The sequence below is a fragment of the Pseudomonas syringae group sp. 247E2 genome, assembly GCF_032587795.1.
Taxonomy (GTDB): Bacteria; Pseudomonadota; Gammaproteobacteria; order Pseudomonadales; family Pseudomonadaceae; genus Aquipseudomonas; species Aquipseudomonas amygdali.
In genome coordinates this window covers 46,132-66,114 of sequence record NZ_JAWHPK010000024.1, presented here as the reverse complement: position 1 = coordinate 66,114, position 19,983 = coordinate 46,132, and the positions used below count along the sequence as shown (strand labels likewise).

The following is a 19,983-nucleotide window of genomic DNA, read 5'->3' as shown; positions in this document are numbered from 1 at the left end:
CGCGGAGCATTGGCACGATAGTCATCTTGATGCGTAGGTTAACTATCGTTCCACGCTCCAGCGTGGGAATGCCGTTCTGGACGCTCCGCGTCCGATCTTGAGTATTCGGTGCGGCGCAAACTTGTGACGCAGAGCGTCACGAACTGCATGCCAACGCGGAGCATTGGCACGATAGTCATCTTGATGCTTAGGTTAACTATCGTTCCCACGCTCCGCGTGGGGACGCGGTTCTGGACGCTCTGCGTCCGATCTTGAGCATGCGGGATGGTCAAAAGCGCACGTTCAGCCACCCTGGCGCAGCAGCGGCAGGCTGGTGGTGGATTTGATCTCGGACAGCGCCACTGTCGAGTTCACTTCCTGAATGCCGGGCACCAGCGACAGTTTTTCGAAGAAGAACCGCTCGTATGCCTCGATATCCGGCATCACGATACGCAGCAGAAAATCCACTGCCCCCATCAGCACATAGCACTCCAGCACTTCCGGGAAGCCACGAATCGAGTCGGTGAACTCGGTGAAGTTGGAGCGCCCGTGGGCGTTGAGTTTCACCTCGGCGAAAATCTGTGTGTTCAGGCCGATTTTCTTGCGATCCAGCAACGCAACCTGACGACGAATGACCCCTTCATCCTTGAGCCGCTGAATGCGCCGCCAACAAGGCGATTGCGAGAGGCCGACCTGCTCGGCAATCTGCGCGCTGGAGAGCGACGCGTCCTCTTGTAGCAGCGCCAGAATCTTGCGGTCGTAAACGTCCAGCTCGGTTTGCATAATTAATTTTCCGCATTGGCTTTTTACGCATTAACAAGTCCAATCAAGCCTAATCCAGATGATGACGGACCAGAAATTTCTTTTTTGGCATGTAAAGATTCTCCCACTGTTCTGGAGTATCCACATGCCTGACCTTGAAGCCGTTACCGCCCCTTTGCAGCGTCCCGACAACTGGTCATCCAGGAATGCGGCATGCTGTGCGCGCTACCAAATTGTTGCCGCAGCCGAGCCGGCGCTGCTTTGTCAGGTGCTGAACCTGTTTGCAATGCAGTACCTGATTCCCGACCAGCTCAGTGTGGCGCGACAAGAGCAGACGCTGCTCATCGGCCTGCAAGTTGCCAGCCTGAGCTGGCACAGAGCGCAGGTGATCGGCGAAAAAATGCGTAACCTGATCGATGTATGCTCCGTGGAAGTCGAACAGATCGACGCGCAGAACAGCCCACAAACGCACGTGGCCCTGGCGACCGGCTGAATCAATTTAGCCGCTCCGGTAATTCCCGGTCGCATAGAACGAGTAACGCTGTCACGCTTGGCGTCTACTCTTGTTCATCGCCCAATGACGAATTGCCTCAAGGAGCGCACATGGCAGCCCTGGCCCCCTCTTCACAGGATCGCTGGCTTGACCTGAATGATGTGCTGCGAGATCTGGTTGCCGAAGGCTATCTCGGCCAGGACGACGCAGAAACGGCACTCACACAGCGTCGCAGTGCGGTGAACATCCAGCTGCATCCTCTCGAATTTCTCGCTTCGCTTCAGTTTGACGACTTGAAGCGGCCTGGCAAGAAGCTGGACCTGGAAACCCTGACCGCTTGGCTGGCCAAAGCCTGTGGCCAGCCCTACATGCGCATCGACCCGCTGAAAATCAACGTGGCAGCCGTCACGCCATTGATGTCCTACGCCTTTGCCCAGCGCCACAAGATTCTGGCTGTGGCGGTTGACCGCGAGTCGGTGACCATCGCCAGCGCCCAACCCTACGTGCGCTCCTGGGAAGGCGATCTTGCGCATGTGCTCAAGCTGCAGATCAAGCGTGTGGTCGCCAACCCGACAGACATTCAACGCATGGCGATGGAGTTTTTCAGGCTGGCCAAGTCGGTCAGCGGTGCCAGCGCCTCTGAGCAAAAAATGAGCAACATGGGCAATTTCGAACAGTTGCTCAAGCTAGGCGCCAGTGATCAGGAGCCGGACGCCAACGACGCGCACATCGTCAATATCGTCGACTGGCTGTTCCAGTACGCATTTCAGCAGCGCGCCAGCGATATTCATATCGAGCCGCGCCGCGAACAGGGCACCGTGCGGTTTCGCATCGACGGCGTGCTGCATAACGTTTACCAGTTTCCGGCGCAGGTGATCATGGCGATTGTCAGCCGCCTGAAAAGCCTTGGCCGGATGAACGTCGCCGAAAAACGCAAACCACAGGACGGGCGGGTCAAAACCACCACACCCGAGAATCGCGAAGTGGAGTTGCGCCTGTCGACGCTGCCGACGGCGTTCGGCGAAAAGATGGTGATGCGGATCTTCGACCCCGAGGTGCTGCTCAAGGACTTCGACCAGTTGGGCTTTTCCAGTGATGACCTGCGTCGCTGGCAGGAAATGACCCGCCAGCCCAACGGCATCATTCTGGTCACCGGCCCGACCGGTTCGGGTAAAACCACCACGCTGTACACCACCCTCAAGAAGCTGGCGACCTCCGAGGTCAACCTGTGCACCATCGAAGACCCCATCGAGATGGTCGAGCCGGCCTTCAACCAGATGCAGGTGCAGCACAACATCGAACTGAGCTTTGCCGCCGGCGTGCGCGCGCTGATGCGACAGGACCCGGATATCATCATGATCGGCGAGATTCGCGACCTGGAGACCGCTGAAATGGCCATTCAGGCGGCACTCACCGGGCATTTGGTGCTGTCGACGCTGCACACCAACGACGCACCCAGCGCCATCAGCCGTATGCTCGAGCTGGGTGTGCCGCATTACCTGCTCAAGGCGACCATCCTTGGCGTCATGGCCCAGCGTCTGGTGCGGACCCTGTGTCCGCACTGCAAGGCACCGATCAATCTGAACGAAACCGACTGGCAAACCCTGACCCGCCCGTGGCAGGCACCCGTACCGCCCGGCGCGCATCAGGCGGTCGGTTGTGTGGAATGTCGCGATACCGGCTATCGGGGACGGGCCGGGGTTTACGAGATCATGGTCATGTCCGACAACATCAAGGCATTGATTTCTGCGGACCTGGACCTGACCGCCATGCGTCGCCAGGCCTTCAAGGAAGGGACGCGCAGTTTGCGTCTGTCCGGTGCCCAGAAAGTCTCGGCAGGGCTGACTACACTTGAGGAAGTGCTGCGAGTGACACCGCAGAGCGAGCAACGCTGATCAGGGTTGAAAGCGTTGTTCCAGACGGCTGTGCATCGTGGTGAACCAGCTAAAGTGAACTACTTGGTACACCTTGATTGAACTAGTTCGTGGCTTTGGCTATCCAACCCCTCAGAACAACCACAGTTGGAGTAACTCATCATGCGTCTCAAGTTTGCTGTCGCCACCGTAGCCTTGCTTTCCATCCCAATGGGTTCAGCGATGGCTGACACCTTCTGGCGTAATGTGCTGTCTTCAGGTGCAACCACCGGCTCGACTTACCTGACCTTCAAGGATCACAAGCTGATCGTTGCCGCCCAAGACGACGCAGGCAGCTTCGTCGCCAGCGACGGTGGCATTCGCGGTCCGTTTCTGGAAGCGGCCATCGAGCAGGTGCGCAAAGACAATCCAGGCCTGAAAGCCACCGACATGGAACTGGCCAACGCGATCCTGGATAAGAATCTGGTCGCTGAAAACCAGTAAGCCTTGCCGATTAGCTTCGCGCATAAAAAATGCCGCTCCATGAGCGGCATTTTTGTGAGCGGCAATCGGTTATTCGCCGATAGCGCTCTTGTACCCGGCTGCATCCAGCAGCTTGGCCAGATCGCCGCTGGCGTCGCTTGGCTTGAGCTTGAAGATCCAGGCGTCGTACGGATCCCTGTTGAGCGACTCGGGCAAATCGCCCAGCGCTGCATTGACTTCGATCACCTCGCCAGCAACCGGCGAGTAGATATCCGAAGCAGCCTTTACCGACTCGACGACACCGGCGGTGTCACGGGCAGCGAACACTTTGCCGATTTCCGGCAGCTCGACGAAGACCACATCGCCCAGTGCTTCCTGTGCATGGTCCGAGATGCCGACGGTCACGGTGCCATCTGCTTCAAGACGTGCCCATTCATGACTTTCGGCGAAGCGCAGCTCGGCGGGAATATTGCTCATTTAGTCATCCTCAACATCGGGTCAGCGGAAAACCCGCCATAGGTTAAATCAGGGTCTTGCCGTGGCGCACAAACGCTGGCTGCACCACCCGCACCGGATACCACTTGCCGCGGATTTCCACCTCGGCCCGGTCAGCGGTTGCCATCGGAACGCGCGCCAGAGCAATGGATTTGCTCAGCGTAGGAGAGAAACTACCACTGGTGATCTCTCCTTCGCCAATTTCTGCGACACGTACCACCTGATGCGCCCGTAAAACGCCGCGCTCTTCGAGCACCAATCCCACGAGTTTGAAGGCGGTTCCTTCAGCCCGTTCGCTCTCCAGCGCCTTGCGACCGATAAAATCACGGTCGGCAGGTTCCCAGGCAATGCTCCAGGCCATATTCGACGCCAGCGGTGAAACATGCTCGCCGATGTCCTGACCATACAGGTTCATGCCTGCCTCCAGACGCAACGTATCGCGAGCGCCCAGACCGATCGGGGAGATACCCGCGCCGACCAGTTCATTGAAAAAACGCTGGGCCTCTTCGGCAGGCAGCATGATTTCCAGGCCGTCTTCACCGGTATAACCGGTGCGCGCGATGAACCAGTCGCCATCATCAAGACCTTCAAACGGCTTGAGCTGGTGGATCAGTTCGACGCGGGCGCTTGAAACCAGCTCGGCGATACGGGTTCTGGCCTTTGGCCCTTGAATCGCGAGCATCGCCATTTCGCTGCGCGCGATCAGTTGTACATCGAAGTCGCCCAGCTGCGACTGCATCCAGGCAAGATCCTTGACCCCGGTCGCGGCGTTGACCACCAGCCGATAACCTTCGGGCGTGAGGTAGACGATCATGTCATCGATGACCCCGCCTCTCTCGTCCAGCATGGCGCTGTACAAGGCTCGACCCGGGGTCTTCAGTTTTTCCACATCGTTGGCCAGCAGGTGACGCAGCCAGGTTCTGGCTTGACGGCCAACCACATCAATCACGTTCATGTGTGAGACATCGAAGACCCCACAGTCGCGACGCACCTGATGGTGTTCCTCGACCTGCGATCCGTAATGCAACGGCATGTCCCAGCCACCAAAATCGACCATTTTCGCGCCAAGGGCGAGGTGCAGGTCGAACAGGGGGGTACGCTGTCCCATGGGTTTCTCCTTCCGGGCGTGGCGAAGGTGCGGGCAGAAAAGATCGGCAAGCCCCCAATAAACCGGAGTTTGCAGCACTTACAGCTGGCCGAATTTTCTGACAGACCGCACCAATTGCGGCGCATTGTAGCGGCAAGGTGAAGTGCCCGCACCTAGCCAATCTGACGGGCAGAGCGACGAATCAACCCGATGACGGGTAATAATCCTACAAGCACCAGCGACAAAGCTGGCAATGCCGCTCGTGCCCACTCACCCTCGCTGGTCATTTCAAACACGCGTACCGCCAGCGTATCCCAGCCAAACGGGCGCATCAGCAGGGTCGCAGGCATCTCTTTGAGTACATCGACGAACACCAGCAACGCAGCACTCAAGGCTCCCGGAACCAAAAGCGGCAGATACACGTTGAGAAACAACTTTAGTCCGCTGACACCCAGACTGCGTGCGGCTTCAGGCAATGAGGGACGGATACGCGACAGGCTGTGCTCCAGCGGGCCGAAGGCGACCGCGATGAAACGTACAAGGTAAGCCAGCAGCAGCGCCGAAAGGCTGCCCAGCAACAACGGCTTGCCTGCACCGCCCAGCCAGCCGGAAAGCGGAACGACCAGCTCACGGTCCAGATAACTGAACGCCAGCATGATTGAAACGGCCAGTACCGAACCCGGCAGCGCGTAACCGAGGTTGGCGAGGCTGACGCCAGAGCGGATCGCAGGTGTAGGCGCCATACGCCGGGCAAAGGCCAGAATCAGCGCCACGCTGACAGTGATCAACGCCGCCATACCGCCCAGATAAAGCGTATGCAGAATCAGGCCGGTATAGCGCTCGTCGAGGTCGAATCGGCCGCGCTGCCAGACCCAGACAATCAATTGCAGCACCGGCACGACGAAGGCACAGAGAAACACCAGCCCGCACCATAAACTGGCTCCCCAAGCCTTGATACCGCTAAGCGGATAAAGCGCAGCGCCACGCGGCCGTTCATTGGTCGGTCGGCTTGCACCGCGGGCACGACGTTCGCCATACAGCAGCACCAGGACTGCCAACAGCAGCAGGCTGGCCAGTTGCGCGGCGCTGGACAGACTGAAGAAGCCGTACCAGGTCTTGTAGATGGCGGTGGTGAACGTGTCGAAATTGAACACCGATACCGCACCGAAATCGGCCAGGGTCTCCATCAGCGCCAAAGCTACGCCCGCACCGATGGCTGGACGCGCCATTGGCAGCGCCACACGCCAGAACGCCTGCAAGGGCGTGTTGCCCAACACTCGTGCAGCTTCCATCAGCCCCTTGCCCTGCGCCAGAAACGCCGTGCGCGCCAACAGGTAGACATAGGGATAGAAGACCAGCACCAGGACGATGATCACCCCACCGGTGGAGCGCACCCGAGGCAGGCGCAGGCCGGAGCCGAACCATTCACGCATCAGGGTTTGCACCGGGCCGGAAAAATCCAGCAGCCCGACAAATACAAACGCCAGTACGTAGGCAGGGATTGCGAACGGCAGCATCAACGCCCAGTCCAGCCAGCGCCGCCCGGGAAATTCACACAGGCTGGTCAGCCACGCCAGACTCACCCCCAGCAGCGTCACACCCACACCGACACCCAGCACCAGAATCAACGTATTGCCCAGCAGGCGGTACATCTGGGTTTCCAGCAGATGTGACCATATCTGTTGGTCAATGGTCTCCCACGACAGCAGCAGCACGCTCAGCGGCAATAACACCAGCGCAGCGATGGCGAAGACCAATGGGTACCAGCGGCGTTGGACAGGATGGGCCAAGGAGGTTCTCGAAATGAGGGGGGTTCAAGAGGGTAAGCAGAGCGTGCGCACAGGTCTGCTTCTGATTCTGGCTGAAAGCCGTAGGAGCGGACTTGTCCGCGAAAAGGCCGGTACATTCTCAGAAAATGCACTATCTGAACTGACGGCTTCGCGGACAAGTCCGCTCCTACGCCCTGCGGGCAGAAGCCTGAAAGCCACGCTTTTCGGGCTATTCAAGATTTGTGTAATGAGCGCGAAGCGTATCAACGAGAGTCAGGCACTGGGTATTAAATCAATTCCAGCCCGCGCGATCCATCATGCGGATCGCTTCTGCCTGGCGCTTGCCTGCCACTTCGACCGGAATGGTGTCGGCCTTGAACCGGCCCCAGCTCGCCACTTCTTCTGACGGCGCCACGTTCGGGTTGGCCGGGAACTCCTGATTGACGCTTGAGAAAATCTTCTGTGCATCGGGACCGGTCATCCACTCGACCAGCGCCTTGGCAGCCTCAGGGTGCGGGGAATATTTGGTCAGGCCGATACCCGACAGATTTACATGTACACCCCGGTCCGCCTGATTCGGCCAGAACAGCTTCACCGCCAGGTCAGGTTTTTCCTTGTGCAGGCGACCGTAATAGTAGGAATTGACGATGCCCACATCGCACTGCCCGGCGTTGATCGCCTCAAGCACTGCGATGTCGTCGGAAAAAACATCGGTGGACAGGTTGTTCACCCAGCCCTTGAGGATTTTCTCGGACGCTTCGGCGCCATGGGTTTCGATCAATGTGGCGGTCAGCGACTGGTTGTAGACCTTCTTCGCGGTGCGCAGGCACAGGCGCCCTTCCCAGTTCTTGTCGGCCAGCGCTTCATACGTGGTCAGCTCGACAGGTTTCACCCGGTCAGTGGAGTAGGCGATGGTTCGTGCGCGAAGGCTCAGGCCGGTCCAGCCGTGAGTGGATGAGCGGTATTGCGGCGGAATGTTGGCTTCTATCACCGGTGAGGTAAATGGCCGCAGAATGCCCATCTGTTCGGCTTGCCAGAGGTTACCGGCATCGACCGTCAGCAACAGGTCGGCAGTGGCATTCTCGCCCTCGGCCTTGATGCGCTGCATCAATGGCGCTTCCTTGTCGGTGATGAACTTTATCTTCACCCCGGTCTTGGCCGTATATGCATCGAACACCGGCTTGATCAACTCGTCGATCCGGGACGAATACACCACCACTTCATCGGCAGCCTGAGCGGTACTGCCCAGTAAAGTCAGTGTCAGAGCAGCCAGAAGACGCTTGCTTGCCTGCATCGGGGTATCTCGCGTTCGCAAATGAGGCGAAATGGTAGTGAATCCCATTTGCTATCTCAATCGAAGAGGCAGCGGAGCCGTTACCGGATGTTTCTGGCTGACAGCCTGATCAACAAACGGCCCTGGCTTTGGAAAAGTTCGCAACCCTGCGCAGCTTGTCCACATCGAACACTTCCAGCTGCCCTTCCCCCAGGCGCACGATCTTGCGTTCATGCAGATCCTGAAGCACTTCCAGCAAGGCCGGCGGGGATAGCGCGAGGCACTCCACGGCCTGAATGTCCTCCAGCACAATCAGGCGGCGTGCATGGCTCAACGGGCCATAACCCTCACTGAGCATCAACAGACGCCATGCGACCCTCGCTCTGGGAGGCAGTCGGCGCATTTTCTCGGGGTTCTGCAGCGGCAAACCGATTTTCTGGCTGAGTAACGCGGCAAACCAGCGCCAATATTCCGGGTGCCTGTCGAGCAACTCGAGCAGAAATTGCTGAGGGACATGCAGAAAGATACTTTGCTCCAGTGAGCAGACCTCGAAACGGCGCGGCAACCCGTCGAACAGCGAGACTTCGCCAAACCACATAGGCGCACGCATCGGCTCCACACCCGAAAGCCGCTGCTCATGGGCAGCGCCGATACGCACACAGCCCTCCAGCAACACATAAAGACCGCAAGGCAGATCGCCTTTCTCGAACAGCGTCCTGCCAGGCGTCCTGCGCTGCTGGCGAGCAGCGTCCAGCAGGCTATCCTGCAAACCGGCAGGTAAATGAGAAAACCAGTAATCGGATAGCAGTCGTGACCGCCACGACACTCCATTTGTCATTTTTGCTCCCTTTTATTTCAGGCATGCGTGTTGTACAACAATCCTGGCTCAAGCCGATCATCGTCTCAGGCAGGAATAATAATGAAAACCCTTGTCGATCATCTCAGCCAATACGCTGCGTATCACCGTGATTCACGCAATATCGTGACGCACTTCGTGGGCATTCCATTGATTGTACTGGCCGTGGCGGTACTTCTGTCGCGCCCGGGCTGGACTGTAAGCGGCGTGTGGGTTTCGCCTGCGGCCCTGCTAGCCCTGGGTTCGACGATTTTCTATCTGCGTCTGGACCGTCCGCTGGGCGTGGTCATGGCAGTGCTACTGGCACTGTGCATCTGGGCCGGGGCCAACTTGGCGCAACAGGCGACCATGGTCTGGCTGAGCGCGGGCGTCGGGCTCTTTGTGATCGGCTGGATCATCCAGTTCATCGGCCATTACTACGAAGGGCGCAAACCGGCGTTTATCGATGACGTGACCGGCCTGATCATCGGCCCGCTGTTCGTGATCGCGGAGCTGGCGTTCCTGATGGGCTTGCGCAAACCGCTGCAACACGCCATCGAAGAACGCTCCGGCCCAGTGGGGCGCAATACCCGTAAGGCTGCGATGTAGCGACCGTTAACGATCAGTCTCCGTGCTCTGGCCCGTCAGTCCGCTGGTCCCGCTGGTGTGGTGCAGCCCGGCCAGCAGCAGTCGCTGATACAACTCTTCGCGCAAGCCCTGAGGCTGGTCGAGTTGCATTCGTTGCAAGTGCTCCGGGAAGGCTTCGGGGGCCGGGGCGTCGAGAGTGGCCTTGCCCAATTCCAGAATTTCGGTAAGTTTGAGCTTGCTCTTCAGCCAGTTCAACGCACGCATCAGGTCGCGCTCTTCACCTGTAAAATCGCATCCCAGCGGGTATTCAGTAAACAGCGACGGATAGCGCGATGCCGTCTCCTTGAGGCGTTCCGGGGTGTTTTCTATGAAGCGTGGATCAAGGCGGAATTCCCTGGGCAGCTTTCCGGCCTTTTGCGCCTGCTCGATCAAGCCGGGCTGAAAGCGCGAGTCAGTGATGTTGAGGATGCGCTCGATCACCGTGGCGTCGGTCTGACCGCGCAGATCGGCAATGCCGTATTCGGTCACGACAATATCGCGCAGGTGCCGGGGGATCGTGGTGTGGCCGTACTGCCAGACGATATTGGAGCTGACCTCGCCACCTGACTCACGCCAGCTGCGCAGCATCAGGATCGAACGAGCGCCCTCCAGGGCGTGAGCCTGCGCCACAAAGTTGTATTGGCCACCCACACCGCTGAGCACTCGGCCATCTTCCAATTGATCGGCCACGGCTGCGCCCATCAGGGTGACGGTGAACGCACTGTTGATGAAGCGCGCATCGCGGCGTTGCAGGCGTTTGAGTTCTTCCTGACCGTAAAGCTCGTTGATATAGCTGATGGCAGTCATGTTGAACTGCGCCAGTCGCTCGGCGGGCAGCTCGCGCAAGCGCTCGTAGAAACTACTCGGGCCAAGGAAAAAGCCGCCGTGCACCACCACGCCTTCGGGATGGGCGTCTTCATCCAGCGTGCCCAGGTTGGCCAGCCGTTGCAGCTCTGCGTCGGCATACACCTTGCGTCGCACGATCCCGGCATCGGCCAGTACCAAAAGACCGTTGACGAACATTTCGCTGCAACCGTAAAGGCCGCTGGCGAACGGCTGAACGCCGCCTTCGCGGTCGATCAGGGTCTGCCAGTTACTCATGTTCAACTCAGCCAGAAGACTGCGCCAGGTTTCATTGTCGGCTTGCCTGGCCAGCAGTGCGCCGGTCAGTGCATCGCCCATCGAGCCGATGCCGATCTGTAGCGTGCCGCCGTCGCGCACCAGTGTACTGGCATGCAGACCAATCAAATGGTCTTGATAACCCACCGGCATGTTCGGGGTGGAAAACAGCGTGCTGCGCTCATCTTCGTTGATCAGCAGGTCAAACGCATCGACATCCAGCTCCGAGTCGCCCGGCATGTAAGGCAGGTCGGCGTGGACCTGACCCAGCATGAGGATCGTTTCTCCGGCGGCGCGGCGTTTGGCGATCATGGGCAGCAGGTCGAGGGTCACATCCGGGTTGCAACTCAGGCTCAGCTTGCCCGGGTGCTGATCGTCACGGGCCACCAGTTGCGCGACCAGATTCAGGCCGTTGGCATTGATATCGCGGGCGGCATGACTGTAATTGCTGCTGACGTAGTCTTGCTGGGCTGACTCGCTATTCAGCAGGCTGCCCGGCTGCATGAAGAATTGCTGCACGCGAATGTTGTGTGGAAGTTTGTCGCGACGCAGCGCGGCTAGAAACTCCAGCTCCGGATAGTCACCGAAGACCCGCTCCAGAAACGGCTCCAGAAACCGCGCCTGCAAACCCTCTCCCGGCGTTGGCCGCCCGAGTGTCAGCGCGGTGTAGATCGTCAGCCGTCGCTCGGGCAACTGGCTGATGCGCTGGTACAGCGCATTGACGAACCGATTGGGCTTACCCAGCCCGAGCGGCATGCCGAGGTGAATATGCTCGGGCAACTGCGCCAGAACGTGATCGACAGCGTGCTCGATGGAACAGGAATACGGCATCCCAGCTCTCCTGAATTGTTATTGGTGCAGCTTGGACCGGTGGCAATCTGAAATTGCTGCATGCTCGCTGCGCAACTATCGTTCCCACGCTCCAGCGTGAGAACGGAGTGCACCTCACTTCAACCCGGACATGCTCTGAATGGCGCTCTTCAGTTCGTCGTTAGTGCAATCGCCGCAGGTGCCTTTCGGCGGCATGATGCCAATGCCTTTGATGGTGCTGGCCAGCAGGCCGTCAAGGCCGCCTTTTTGTCTGGCCCGCTCTTCCCAGGCGGCCGTGTCACCGGTTTTCGGCGCGTTGAGCAGGCCGACGCTGTGACACGCGACGCAATGGGCGGCGATGATGTCGTCAGGGGCTCGGGCGGTATCGGCGGCTTGCACATTGAACACCCACAACGTCAGAACGCCAGCGTTGCTCAGAATCTTCCGGGTCAGCTTCACGCGTCACTCACTGCAAGGGGCGGGTCAGAAATTGGCTGGCGTTGCCGCACTGATCAATCGTGCCGGGACGTCGAACGGGTTGCGGAAGCGGTGCGGCCGGGTGCTTTCAAAATAATAGCTGTCCCCGGCTTCCAGTACGTAGGTGTCGAGACCCACTACCAGCTCCAGTCGCCCCTCGACGAGAATTCCGGTTTCTTCACCGTCGTGGACGAGCATTTCTTCACCGGTATCGGCACCCGGCGGGTAGGTTTCGGTAAGAAAGGCGATGGCACGGCCCTGGTGCGACTTGCCGACCAGCTTCATGGTCACGGCACCGTCCGAGATATCAATCAACTCGCTGGCCTTGTACACCACCTGCGCTGCGTTTTCCGGAACGGTTTCTTCCGAGAAAAACTCGACCATGGACATGGGAATGCCGCCGAGCACCTTGCGCAGCGAGCTGATCGAAGGGCTTACGCTGTTTTTCTCGATCATGGAGATGGTGCTGTTGGTCACGCCTGCGCGCTTGGCGAGTTCACGCTGGGACAGGCCCTTGAGCTTGCGGATCGATTGCAGTCGTTCACCCACGTCCAATGCGATATTCCCCCAGGTTTTGTCAGGTCTAGTCGAGATGAACGCCATCATGGCAACAGCGTTCAATATTTACAACACTTCGACAGACACCAGACATACAGCGGCCTGACGGACAGGGGCTCGATCAGTCTTGGGAATAGATACGCGGAACGCGACGCAGATTGCAGAAGATTTCGTAGGGAATCGTTTCTGCCCGTGTGGCCACTTCACTGGCGAGCACGTGCTTGCCCCATAACTCGACCCGGCTGCCAATCCCGGCCTGCGGTACGCCGGTCAAGTCTACGCAAAGCATGTCCATGGACACTCGCCCGAGCAGCCGGGAGGGCTGACCGTCGATCTGCACAGGCGTGCCGGTCGGCGCATGACGCGGATAGCCGTCGGCGTACCCCATCGCCACCACGCCAATACGCAATGGCCGATCACAGACAAACGTCGCGCCATAGCCCACGGCTTCACCGGCAGGCAGTTCACGCACGCTGATGATCTTCGATTCCAGGGTCATGACCGGTTGCAGGCGGTCAGCCAGCGGGTGCGCCTGACCAAACGGCGTAGCGCCGTAGAGCATGATGCCGGGGCGCGACCAGTCGCTTGGAATATGCGGCCAGCCCAGAACGGCCGGGGAGTTTTTCAGGCTGGTTTCTGCAACCAGGCCTTTGCGAAAGCTCTCGAATACAGCGAACTGTTCATCACTGCATCCACTGTTCAGTTCATCGGCGCGGGCGAAGTGGCTCATCAGGACGATTCTGGCCACTTTGCCGGTTACCAGCAGGCGTTGATAGGCGGACTGATATTCATGCGGGTACAGGCCGACGCGGTGCATGCCCGTGTCAATCTTGAGCCAGACCGTTAAAGGTTTGGCGAGCTGCGCCTGCTCGATGGCCTCCAGCTGCCAGGTCGAATGCACGACCGTCCAGAAGTTGTGCTCGACAATCAGCGCCAGTTCATCGGCTTCGAAAAAACCTTCAAGCAGCAGAACAGGTGCGTGGATGCCTGCCGCGCGCAGCTCGAGCGCTTCTTCGATGCAGGCCACTGCGAAACCGTCGGCCTGGGCTTCCAGTGCCTGGGCGACGCGTACCGCGCCGTGACCATAGGCATCGGCCTTGATCACCGCGAGCGCTTTGCCGCCGCTGTGTTCACGAGCCAGTTGGTAGTTGTGACGCAGTGCCTGAAGATCAATTAAGGCGCGGGCTGGACGCATGATGACGTTTCTTGCCTGAAGGGTGAAAAGGGTCAGAAAAACCCCGACGCAGAGATGCGTCGGGCACAACAGTATGAAGACAGCAGACTCAAGGCAGCGCGGCGACAACCGACAGTTCGACGAGGATTTCCGGCTCGCACAGCTTGGCCTCGACGGTTGCACGCGCAGGCGCGACACCCTTGGGCAGCCATTTGTCCCAGACGCTGTTCATGCCGGCAAAATGAGCATCGATGTCTTTCAGATAGATCGTGACCGACAGAATGCGAGTCTTGTCAGTGCCGGCCAGGTCGAGCAGGCGCTCGATACTGTTCAGAACCTCGCGAGTCTGTTGCTCGACACCTGCAGTCATGTCATCGCCGACCTGGCCCGACAGATAGACGGTGCCGTTGTGGACAACGACCTGACTCATGCGCTCATTGGTGAGCTGGCGCTGGATTGACATGCTGTGCATTCTCCTGAGTGTTGCCGTAACGAGAGATATCGAGGCCTTCGGCACTGATACGGGGTGTCTTGCGGGCAATGAGGTCTGCCAGCAAGCGACCGGAACCACACGCCATCGTCCAGCCCAATGTGCCATGGCCGGTATTGAGGAACAGGTTGCGGAACGGTGTTGCACCCACAATCGGTGTGCCATCGGGAGTGGTCGGACGCAACCCGGTCCAGAAACTGGCCTGGGTCAGGTCGCCACCCTGAGGATAGAGGTCACCGACGATCATCTCCAGTGTTTCGCGTCGACGCGGATTGAGCGACAGGTCGAAACCGGCGATTTCCGCCATGCCGCCGACCCGGATGCGGTTGTCGAAGCGGGTGATGGCGACCTTGTAGGTTTCATCGAGAATGGTCGAGGTCGGAGCCATGGCCGGGTTAGTGATCGGCACCGTCAGCGAATAGCCCTTCAGCGGGTAAACCGGAGCCTTGATACCCAGCGGTTTGAGCAGTTGCGGAGAATAGCTGCCCAGCGCCAGCACGTAGCGGTCGGCTGTTTCCAGATTGCCGTCGATCCACACACCATTGATGCGGTCGCCAGCGTGGTCGAGGCGCTCGATGTTCTGTCCGTAGCGGAACTCGACACCCAGCTCTACGGCCATTTCTGCAAGGCGCGTGGTGAACAACTGGCAATCGCCGGTCTGGTCATTAGGCAAGCGCAGTGCACCGCTGAGAATACCGGTCACACCGGCCAGTGCGGGCTCGACACGGGCGATGCCTTCGCGATCCAGCAGTTCGTAAGGAACACCGGACTGCTCGAGCACGGCAATATCCTTGGCAGCGTTGTCCAGCTGGGCCTGAGTGCGGAACAGCTGAGTAGTACCCAGGCTGCGCCCTTCGTAGGCAATACCTGTTTCCAGGCGCAGTTCATCCAGGCAATCACGGCTGTATTCGGACAGGCGCACCATGCGCTCTTTATTCACGGCATAGCGGCTGGCGGTGCAGTTGCGCAGCATTTGCGCCATCCACAGGTATTGATCGATATCTGCCGTGGCCTTGATCGCCAATGGCGCGTGGCGCTGCAGCAACCACTTGATCGCCTTCAGCGGAACACCCGGCGCTGCCCATGGCGAGGCATAGCCTGGCGAGACCTGGCCGGCATTGGCAAAGCTGGTCTCCATGGCGGCGGCTGGCTGGCGGTCTACCACGGTCACCTGAAAACCGGCACGCGCCAGATAATAAGCACTGGTTGTACCGATTACACCACTTCCAAGGACCAGAACGCGCATGTAGATGACCTCATCGCGGATATCCGCTGACGTTTTGAAGTTTTAAGCAAGAATGTGCGCAGTATATTGAGCAATGGGCAGTGCTTCTCACTGTATAAACATCTATATTTGGCGTTTATTCCCGGCGATAAACGCTTTGGTAGAGGGGAAATAACCCATGCGCACTCAACACCAGTCAAATCGTGAACTGGACAAGATCGACCGCAATATCCTGCGCATCCTCCAGGCAGATGGGCGTATCTCGTTTACCGAACTGGGCGAGCGCGTCGGCCTCTCGACCACTCCGTGTACCGAGCGGGTTCGCAGGCTGGAACGCGAGGGCATCATCATGGGCTATAACGCCCGCCTGAACCCGCAAAGCCTGAAGGCCAGCCTGCTGGTATTTGTGGAAATCAGTCTGGACTACAAGTCTGGCGACACCTTCGAGGAGTTCCGCCGTGCCGTGTTGAAGCTTCCGCATGTGCTGGAGTGCCACTTGGTATCAGGCGACTTTGACTATCTGGTCAAGGCGCGCATTTCCGAGATGGCGTCCTACCGCAAACTGCTGGGCGATATCCTGCTCAAGCTGCCGCACGTGCGTGAGTCCAAGAGCTATATCGTGATGGAAGAAGTGAAAGAGAGCCTGAACCTGCCGATTGCCGACTGATTGCGCTAGGTTCTGTACGAAAAGTCGGCGAGCGAAGGTCAGGCAAGGCAAAAACAGGCGAGGAAGCGGAGTCTACGTGTTGTAAATGAGCATTCCGAGCCTGTTTTTAACGCAGCATCACCGAGCGCAGCCACTTTACGTACAGAGCCTAGACCAGCACTTGTCGGGTGGAAGCCATATATTCGTGTATCTGCTTCTCTACCCGCGGGTGAATCAGTTCGACCGGGCGACGGCCATTCGGGCATGGCAGGCTGTCGGTGGTGCCAAACAGACGGCAGATCAACGGGCGTTCGTCATACACGGTGCAGCCCTGCGGGCCAAGGTGCACGCAATTGAGCTCATCGAGCGCGGCTTCCTGTTCGGCGGCAGTCTTGCGCGGCAGGCGCGACATTTCTTCGGGCGACGTGGTAACCGGGCCGCAGCAGTCGTGGCAGCCAGGCACACACTCGAACGAGGGAATCTGGCGGCGCAGATCACTTATTTTCTGACGGTTGCAGCTCATTGAATCAACCATTCCTACACAATGCGCTGAGTTTGCCCCAGTTGGCAGGCTCATGACAGCGGCTTATCCTCCCCACACGCAAACCGCCACCGACAGGACCCGCTCATGAACGCCCGCGTTCAGCACCCGACTCTTCACGACGACCAGCATGTTGCCTCCTACTACGCCGCCAGCAGCCATCCGCAACCGGATCACCCTGCGCTGCAAGGCGAGGTGAAGGTTGATGTGTGCGTGGTGGGCGGCGGATTTTCCGGCCTCAACACTGCCATCGAGCTGGCCGAGCGCGGGCTGAGTGTCGCGTTGCTTGAGGCACGCAGGATTGGCTGGGGTGCCAGCGGACGCAATGGCGGCCAGCTGATTCGCGGGGTCGGCCACGGTGTCGAGCAGTTCGCCAATGTCATCGGCAGCGAGGGTGTGCGGCAGCTCAAGCTGCTGGGCATTGAGGCGGTCGATATCGTGCGTCAGCGCATCGAGCGGCACGCTATCGATTGCGACCTGAAATGGGGTTATTGCGACCTGGCCAACAAGCCGCGCGACCTGCACAGCCTTGCCGAAGATGCCGATGAACTGCGCAGCCTGGGCTACCGCCATGAGCTGAAATTGCTGCAAGCCGATCAGATGCGCAGTGTCGTGGGCTCCGACCGGTATGTCGGCGGTTTGATCGACATGGGTTCCGGGCATCTGCACCCGTTGAATCTGGCTTTGGGAGAAGCTGCCGTAGCGCAGTCACTGGGCGTTCGGCTGTTCGAACATTCTGCGGTGACGAGAATCGACTACGGCCCGCAGGTCAAAGTGCATACGGCTCAGGGGGCGGTGCTGGCGAAAACGCTGGTGCTGGGCTGCAATGCCTACCTCAACGATCTGAATCCGGAAATAAGCGGCAAGGTATTGCCCGCGGGCAGTTACATCATCGCGACCGAACCCTTGAGCGAGGCTCAGGCCCGGGAAGTGTTGCCGCAGGACATGGCGGTCTGTGATCAGCGCGTGACTGTAGATTACTACCGGCTGTCAGCGGATCGCCGTTTGCTGTTCGGGGGCGCCTGTCACTATTCGGGCCGCGACCCACGGGACATCGCCGCTTACATGCGGCCGAAGATGCTCGATGTGTTTGCGCAACTGGCTTCAGTGAAGATCGATTACCAGTGGGGTGGGATGATCGGCATCGGTGCCAATCGCCTGCCGCAAATTGGCCAGCTCAAGCAGCACCCCAACGTGTTTTATGCTCAGGCTTACTCGGGCCATGGTCTGAACGCGACACACCTTGCAGGTCGCTTGCTGGCAGAAGCCATCGCCGGGCAACACAGCGATGGCTTCGAGCTATTCGCCAAAGTGCCACACATGACCTTTCCGGGCGGCAAACACTTGCGCTCGCCGTTACTGGCATTGGGCATGCTCTGGCACCGGCTCAAAGAGCTGCGCTGAAAGGCTCAGGGCCTCCAGAACGGTTTCATCGCTTCGACCCGCGCCTGCTGGAAATCCAGCCCGATGTCGCGCAGCTGATCGTCCGTCAGCTCCAGCAAGGTGCGGCGGGAGGTCCAGCGGTGACGATACAGTGCCCAACGACCCATGCCCGCCATCAGATCGGCCTTGTTCGAGCGGACCGTTCTGACCGCAGTTGGCCGATAGTCATTCAATTCCTGGCTGTGAAGCGCAAGGCGTACGTCGCTGAACCCGTTCATTTCCGATTCCCTCATCCTGGGTGGGTGTGGGTCTATGATGAAACGAACGGCCAAACCATTACAGATTCAAAAACAGGTTATATTTTCCATACAGATGAGGCAAAAACAGCACTGAATGCTATATTTTTGCCCAATCTGTATTGCTATACCACGCTCACCAGCCTGAGAGTACGTCATGACGCTTTACGTCAACCTCGCCGAACTGCTCGGCTCGCGGATCGAAAACGGCTTCTACCGCCCCGGCGACCGCCTGCCATCGGTGCGTGCGTTAAGTGTCGAACATGGCGTCAGCCTGAGCACCGTGCAGCAAGCGTATCGGGTGCTGGAGGACAACGGCCTGGCAGCGCCGAAACCTAAATCCGGCTATTTCGTATCGGTCAGTCGAGCGGCACCTGCACTACCTGCTGTCGGGCGACCCGTCCAGCGGCCTGTGGATATCTCTCAATGGGATCAGGTGCTGGACCTGATTCGGGTGGCGCCTCTCGAAGCGGTCACGCAACTGGGGCGCGGCATGCCCGATGTCACCAGCCCTACCCTGAAACCGTTGATGCGCGCGCTGAGTCAGCTGAGTCGTCACCAAGACATGCCGGGGCTGTATTACGACAACATCTACGGCGTACGCAGGCTGCGTGAGCAAATCGCCCGACTGATGCTCGACTCGGGCTGCAACCTGACCGCCAATGACCTGATCGTCACCAATGGCTGCCATGAAGCGCTGTCAGCGAGCGTCCGTGCCATTTGCTCGCCGGGTGATATCGTTGCGGTGGACTCGCCCAGTTTCTTCGGCGCCATGCAGACGCTCAAGGGTGTGGGCATGAAGGCCCTCGAAATCCCCACCGACCCATTGACCGGCATTAGCCTCGAGGCGCTGGAACTGGCCCTTGAGCAATGGCCGATCAAGGTCATTCAGCTGACGCCCAATTGCAACAACCCGCTGGGTTACGTCATGCCCGAAGCCCGCAAACGTGCGTTGCTGACGCTGGCGCAACGTTTCGATGTGGCGATCATCGAGGACGATGTGTATGGCGATCTTGCTTACAACTACCCTCGCCCGCGCACCATCAAATCCTTCGATGAAGACGGTCGTGTCCTGCTGTGCAGCTCGTTTTCCAAGACCCTGGCACCCGGCCTGCGGATTGGCTGGGTAGCGCCGGGGCGGTATCTGGAGCAGGTGCTGCACATGAAATACATCGGCACCGGCTCGACTGCACCGCAGCCCCAGTTGGCCATCGCCGACTTCATCGAAGGCGGCCATTACGAGCCGCATGTAAGGCGCATGAGAACCCAATACCAGCGCAGTCGCGACCAGATGACCGACTGGGTGATGCGCTACTTTCCCGAAGGCACCCGCGCCAGCCGCCCGCAAGGCGGTTTCATGCTGTGGGTGGAACTGGCCGAAGGCTTCGACACGCTGCGCCTGAACCGCGCGCTGCTGGACAAGGGTGTACAGATCGCGGTGGGCAGTATTTTTTCCGCCTCGGGCAAGTACCGTAACTGCATGCGCATGAACTTCGCGGCCAAACCGAGCCGCGAAATCGAGAACGCTGTGCGTATCGTGGGCGAGACAATTGCACTACTGAATGCGCAAACTGACTGACGTTGGCAAATCTTTCCCGGTTTTTCGGG

The 19,983-nt window shown here is 59.1% G+C and carries 21 protein-coding genes; 7 read left to right on the top strand and 14 right to left on the bottom strand.

The window, feature by feature from the left end; all coding sequences use genetic code 11:
* Window positions 1-282 precede the first annotated feature (282 nt).
* Window positions 283-762 (bottom strand): Lrp/AsnC family transcriptional regulator, encoded by a 480-nt coding sequence (locus RYC18_RS20390; protein WP_316886666.1) that lies wholly within the window; start codon window positions 760-762, stop codon window positions 283-285.
* Between the two features lie 124 nt (window positions 763-886).
* Between RYC18_RS20390 and RYC18_RS20385 the strand changes: the two genes are divergently transcribed.
* The 3 genes from RYC18_RS20385 to RYC18_RS20375 all read left to right on the top strand — a co-directional run bounded on the left by RYC18_RS20385 (window position 887) and on the right by RYC18_RS20375 (window position 3,591).
* On the top strand, window positions 887-1,234 hold the full coding sequence (locus tag RYC18_RS20385) for a hypothetical protein (protein WP_005744827.1): 348 nt from the start codon (window positions 887-889) through the stop codon (window positions 1,232-1,234).
* 110 nt (window positions 1,235-1,344) lie between these two features.
* The gene (locus RYC18_RS20380) at window positions 1,345-3,129 is read left to right on the top strand and encodes a GspE/PulE family protein (RefSeq protein WP_004666547.1); all 1,785 of its coding nucleotides are present in this window, start codon (window positions 1,345-1,347) and stop codon (window positions 3,127-3,129) included.
* 141 nt (window positions 3,130-3,270) lie between these two features.
* Window positions 3,271-3,591 (top strand): DUF2388 domain-containing protein, encoded by a 321-nt coding sequence (locus tag RYC18_RS20375; RefSeq protein ID WP_002551535.1) that lies wholly within the window; start codon window positions 3,271-3,273, stop codon window positions 3,589-3,591.
* A gap of 69 nt (window positions 3,592-3,660) precedes the next feature.
* Here RYC18_RS20375 and gcvH read toward each other — a convergent pair whose 3' ends face one another.
* The 5 genes from gcvH to RYC18_RS20350 all read right to left on the bottom strand — a co-directional run bounded on the left by gcvH (window position 3,661) and on the right by RYC18_RS20350 (window position 9,032).
* On the bottom strand, window positions 3,661-4,047 hold the full coding sequence (gcvH, locus tag RYC18_RS20370) for a glycine cleavage system protein GcvH (RefSeq protein ID WP_005744830.1): 387 nt from the start codon (window positions 4,045-4,047) through the stop codon (window positions 3,661-3,663).
* A 43-nt stretch (window positions 4,048-4,090) separates the two neighbouring features.
* The gene (gene gcvT / locus RYC18_RS20365; protein ID WP_010192367.1) at window positions 4,091-5,173 is read right to left on the bottom strand and encodes a glycine cleavage system aminomethyltransferase GcvT; all 1,083 of its coding nucleotides are present in this window, start codon (window positions 5,171-5,173) and stop codon (window positions 4,091-4,093) included.
* A 152-nt stretch (window positions 5,174-5,325) separates the two neighbouring features.
* Window positions 5,326-6,942 (bottom strand): ABC transporter permease, encoded by a 1,617-nt coding sequence (locus RYC18_RS20360; protein ID WP_039847261.1) that lies wholly within the window; start codon window positions 6,940-6,942, stop codon window positions 5,326-5,328.
* 271 nt (window positions 6,943-7,213) lie between these two features.
* Complete coding sequence (locus RYC18_RS20355) at window positions 7,214-8,215, bottom strand: extracellular solute-binding protein (RefSeq protein WP_005778513.1); 1,002 nt, start codon at window positions 8,213-8,215, stop codon at window positions 7,214-7,216.
* Window positions 8,216-8,324: 109 nt separating this feature from the next.
* Window positions 8,325-9,032 (bottom strand): Crp/Fnr family transcriptional regulator, encoded by a 708-nt coding sequence (locus RYC18_RS20350; protein ID WP_005778512.1) that lies wholly within the window; start codon window positions 9,030-9,032, stop codon window positions 8,325-8,327.
* 81 nt (window positions 9,033-9,113) lie between these two features.
* Here RYC18_RS20350 and RYC18_RS20345 point away from each other — a divergent pair, with 81 nt between their 5' ends.
* Window positions 9,114-9,638, top strand: a complete 525-nt coding sequence (locus RYC18_RS20345; protein WP_005731642.1) for a DUF962 domain-containing protein — start codon at window positions 9,114-9,116, stop codon at window positions 9,636-9,638.
* A gap of 6 nt (window positions 9,639-9,644) precedes the next feature.
* Here RYC18_RS20345 and RYC18_RS20340 read toward each other — a convergent pair whose 3' ends face one another.
* From RYC18_RS20340 to dadA, 6 genes are all read right to left on the bottom strand, one after another.
* Window positions 9,645-11,606, bottom strand: a complete 1,962-nt coding sequence (locus RYC18_RS20340) for an acetyl-CoA hydrolase/transferase C-terminal domain-containing protein (RefSeq protein ID WP_005744834.1) — start codon at window positions 11,604-11,606, stop codon at window positions 9,645-9,647.
* 114 nt (window positions 11,607-11,720) lie between these two features.
* The gene (locus RYC18_RS20335) at window positions 11,721-12,044 is read right to left on the bottom strand and encodes a c-type cytochrome (protein WP_016982492.1); all 324 of its coding nucleotides are present in this window, start codon (window positions 12,042-12,044) and stop codon (window positions 11,721-11,723) included.
* A gap of 24 nt (window positions 12,045-12,068) precedes the next feature.
* Window positions 12,069-12,617, bottom strand: a complete 549-nt coding sequence (locus RYC18_RS20330; protein WP_004655316.1) for a cupin domain-containing protein — start codon at window positions 12,615-12,617, stop codon at window positions 12,069-12,071.
* 124 nt (window positions 12,618-12,741) lie between these two features.
* Entirely contained in the window at window positions 12,742-13,815 is a 1,074-nt protein-coding gene (gene alr, locus RYC18_RS20325) for an alanine racemase (protein WP_316886665.1), read from the bottom strand.
* A gap of 88 nt (window positions 13,816-13,903) precedes the next feature.
* The gene (locus RYC18_RS20320) at window positions 13,904-14,257 is read right to left on the bottom strand and encodes a RidA family protein (RefSeq protein ID WP_002551525.1); all 354 of its coding nucleotides are present in this window, start codon (window positions 14,255-14,257) and stop codon (window positions 13,904-13,906) included.
* The gene (gene dadA, locus RYC18_RS20315) at window positions 14,229-15,530 is read right to left on the bottom strand and encodes a D-amino acid dehydrogenase (RefSeq protein WP_117140259.1); all 1,302 of its coding nucleotides are present in this window, start codon (window positions 15,528-15,530) and stop codon (window positions 14,229-14,231) included. The genes RYC18_RS20320 and dadA overlap by 29 nt, the downstream gene beginning before the upstream one ends.
* A gap of 157 nt (window positions 15,531-15,687) precedes the next feature.
* Here dadA and RYC18_RS20310 point away from each other — a divergent pair, with 157 nt between their 5' ends.
* Window positions 15,688-16,176 carry an Lrp/AsnC ligand binding domain-containing protein gene (locus RYC18_RS20310; RefSeq protein ID WP_004655323.1) on the top strand — a complete coding sequence of 163 codons (489 nt, stop codon included), beginning with the start codon at window positions 15,688-15,690 and terminating at the stop codon, window positions 16,174-16,176.
* Window positions 16,177-16,324: 148 nt separating this feature from the next.
* Here the strand turns inward: RYC18_RS20310 and RYC18_RS20305 are convergent, their stop codons facing one another.
* Complete coding sequence (locus RYC18_RS20305; protein WP_316886664.1) at window positions 16,325-16,678, bottom strand: YkgJ family cysteine cluster protein; 354 nt, start codon at window positions 16,676-16,678, stop codon at window positions 16,325-16,327.
* A gap of 105 nt (window positions 16,679-16,783) precedes the next feature.
* Between RYC18_RS20305 and RYC18_RS20300 the strand changes: the two genes are divergently transcribed.
* The gene (locus RYC18_RS20300; RefSeq protein WP_005744842.1) at window positions 16,784-18,100 is read left to right on the top strand and encodes an NAD(P)/FAD-dependent oxidoreductase; all 1,317 of its coding nucleotides are present in this window, start codon (window positions 16,784-16,786) and stop codon (window positions 18,098-18,100) included.
* Window positions 18,101-18,105: 5 nt separating this feature from the next.
* Here the strand turns inward: RYC18_RS20300 and RYC18_RS20295 are convergent, their stop codons facing one another.
* Window positions 18,106-18,357, bottom strand: coding sequence for a DUF1127 domain-containing protein (locus tag RYC18_RS20295; RefSeq protein WP_005757559.1), 252 nt, complete (start codon window positions 18,355-18,357; stop codon window positions 18,106-18,108).
* 175 nt (window positions 18,358-18,532) lie between these two features.
* Between RYC18_RS20295 and RYC18_RS20290 the strand changes: the two genes are divergently transcribed.
* Window positions 18,533-19,954 (top strand): PLP-dependent aminotransferase family protein, encoded by a 1,422-nt coding sequence (locus RYC18_RS20290; protein WP_316886663.1) that lies wholly within the window; start codon window positions 18,533-18,535, stop codon window positions 19,952-19,954.
* Window positions 19,955-19,983 lie beyond the last annotated feature (29 nt).

Excerpts from the sequence above, each read along its gene's own strand:
- RYC18_RS20390 (WP_316886666.1), bottom strand. The coding sequence starts at position 762 with ATGCAAACCGAGCTGGACGTTTACGACCGCAAGATTCTGGCGCTGCTA.
- RYC18_RS20385 (WP_005744827.1), top strand. The coding sequence starts at position 887 with ATGCCTGACCTTGAAGCCGTTACCGCCCCTTTGCAGCGTCCCGACAAC.
- RYC18_RS20380 (WP_004666547.1), top strand. The coding sequence starts at position 1,345 with ATGGCAGCCCTGGCCCCCTCTTCACAGGATCGCTGGCTTGACCTGAAT.
- RYC18_RS20375 (WP_002551535.1), top strand. The coding sequence starts at position 3,271 with ATGCGTCTCAAGTTTGCTGTCGCCACCGTAGCCTTGCTTTCCATCCCA.
- gcvH (WP_005744830.1), bottom strand. The coding sequence starts at position 4,047 with ATGAGCAATATTCCCGCCGAGCTGCGCTTCGCCGAAAGTCATGAATGG.
- gcvT (WP_010192367.1), bottom strand. The coding sequence starts at position 5,173 with ATGGGACAGCGTACCCCCCTGTTCGACCTGCACCTCGCCCTTGGCGCG.
- RYC18_RS20355 (WP_005778513.1), bottom strand. The coding sequence starts at position 8,215 with ATGCAGGCAAGCAAGCGTCTTCTGGCTGCTCTGACACTGACTTTACTG.
- RYC18_RS20350 (WP_005778512.1), bottom strand. The coding sequence starts at position 9,032 with ATGACAAATGGAGTGTCGTGGCGGTCACGACTGCTATCCGATTACTGG.
- RYC18_RS20345 (WP_005731642.1), top strand. The coding sequence starts at position 9,114 with ATGAAAACCCTTGTCGATCATCTCAGCCAATACGCTGCGTATCACCGT.
- RYC18_RS20340 (WP_005744834.1), bottom strand. The coding sequence starts at position 11,606 with ATGCCGTATTCCTGTTCCATCGAGCACGCTGTCGATCACGTTCTGGCG.
- alr (WP_316886665.1), bottom strand. The coding sequence starts at position 13,815 with ATGCGTCCAGCCCGCGCCTTAATTGATCTTCAGGCACTGCGTCACAAC.
- RYC18_RS20320 (WP_002551525.1), bottom strand. The coding sequence starts at position 14,257 with ATGTCAATCCAGCGCCAGCTCACCAATGAGCGCATGAGTCAGGTCGTT.
- dadA (WP_117140259.1), bottom strand. The coding sequence starts at position 15,530 with ATGCGCGTTCTGGTCCTTGGAAGTGGTGTAATCGGTACAACCAGTGCT.
- RYC18_RS20310 (WP_004655323.1), top strand. The coding sequence starts at position 15,688 with ATGCGCACTCAACACCAGTCAAATCGTGAACTGGACAAGATCGACCGC.
- RYC18_RS20305 (WP_316886664.1), bottom strand. The coding sequence starts at position 16,678 with ATGAGCTGCAACCGTCAGAAAATAAGTGATCTGCGCCGCCAGATTCCC.
- RYC18_RS20300 (WP_005744842.1), top strand. The coding sequence starts at position 16,784 with ATGAACGCCCGCGTTCAGCACCCGACTCTTCACGACGACCAGCATGTT.
- RYC18_RS20295 (WP_005757559.1), bottom strand. The coding sequence starts at position 18,357 with ATGAACGGGTTCAGCGACGTACGCCTTGCGCTTCACAGCCAGGAATTG.
- RYC18_RS20290 (WP_316886663.1), top strand. The coding sequence starts at position 18,533 with ATGACGCTTTACGTCAACCTCGCCGAACTGCTCGGCTCGCGGATCGAA.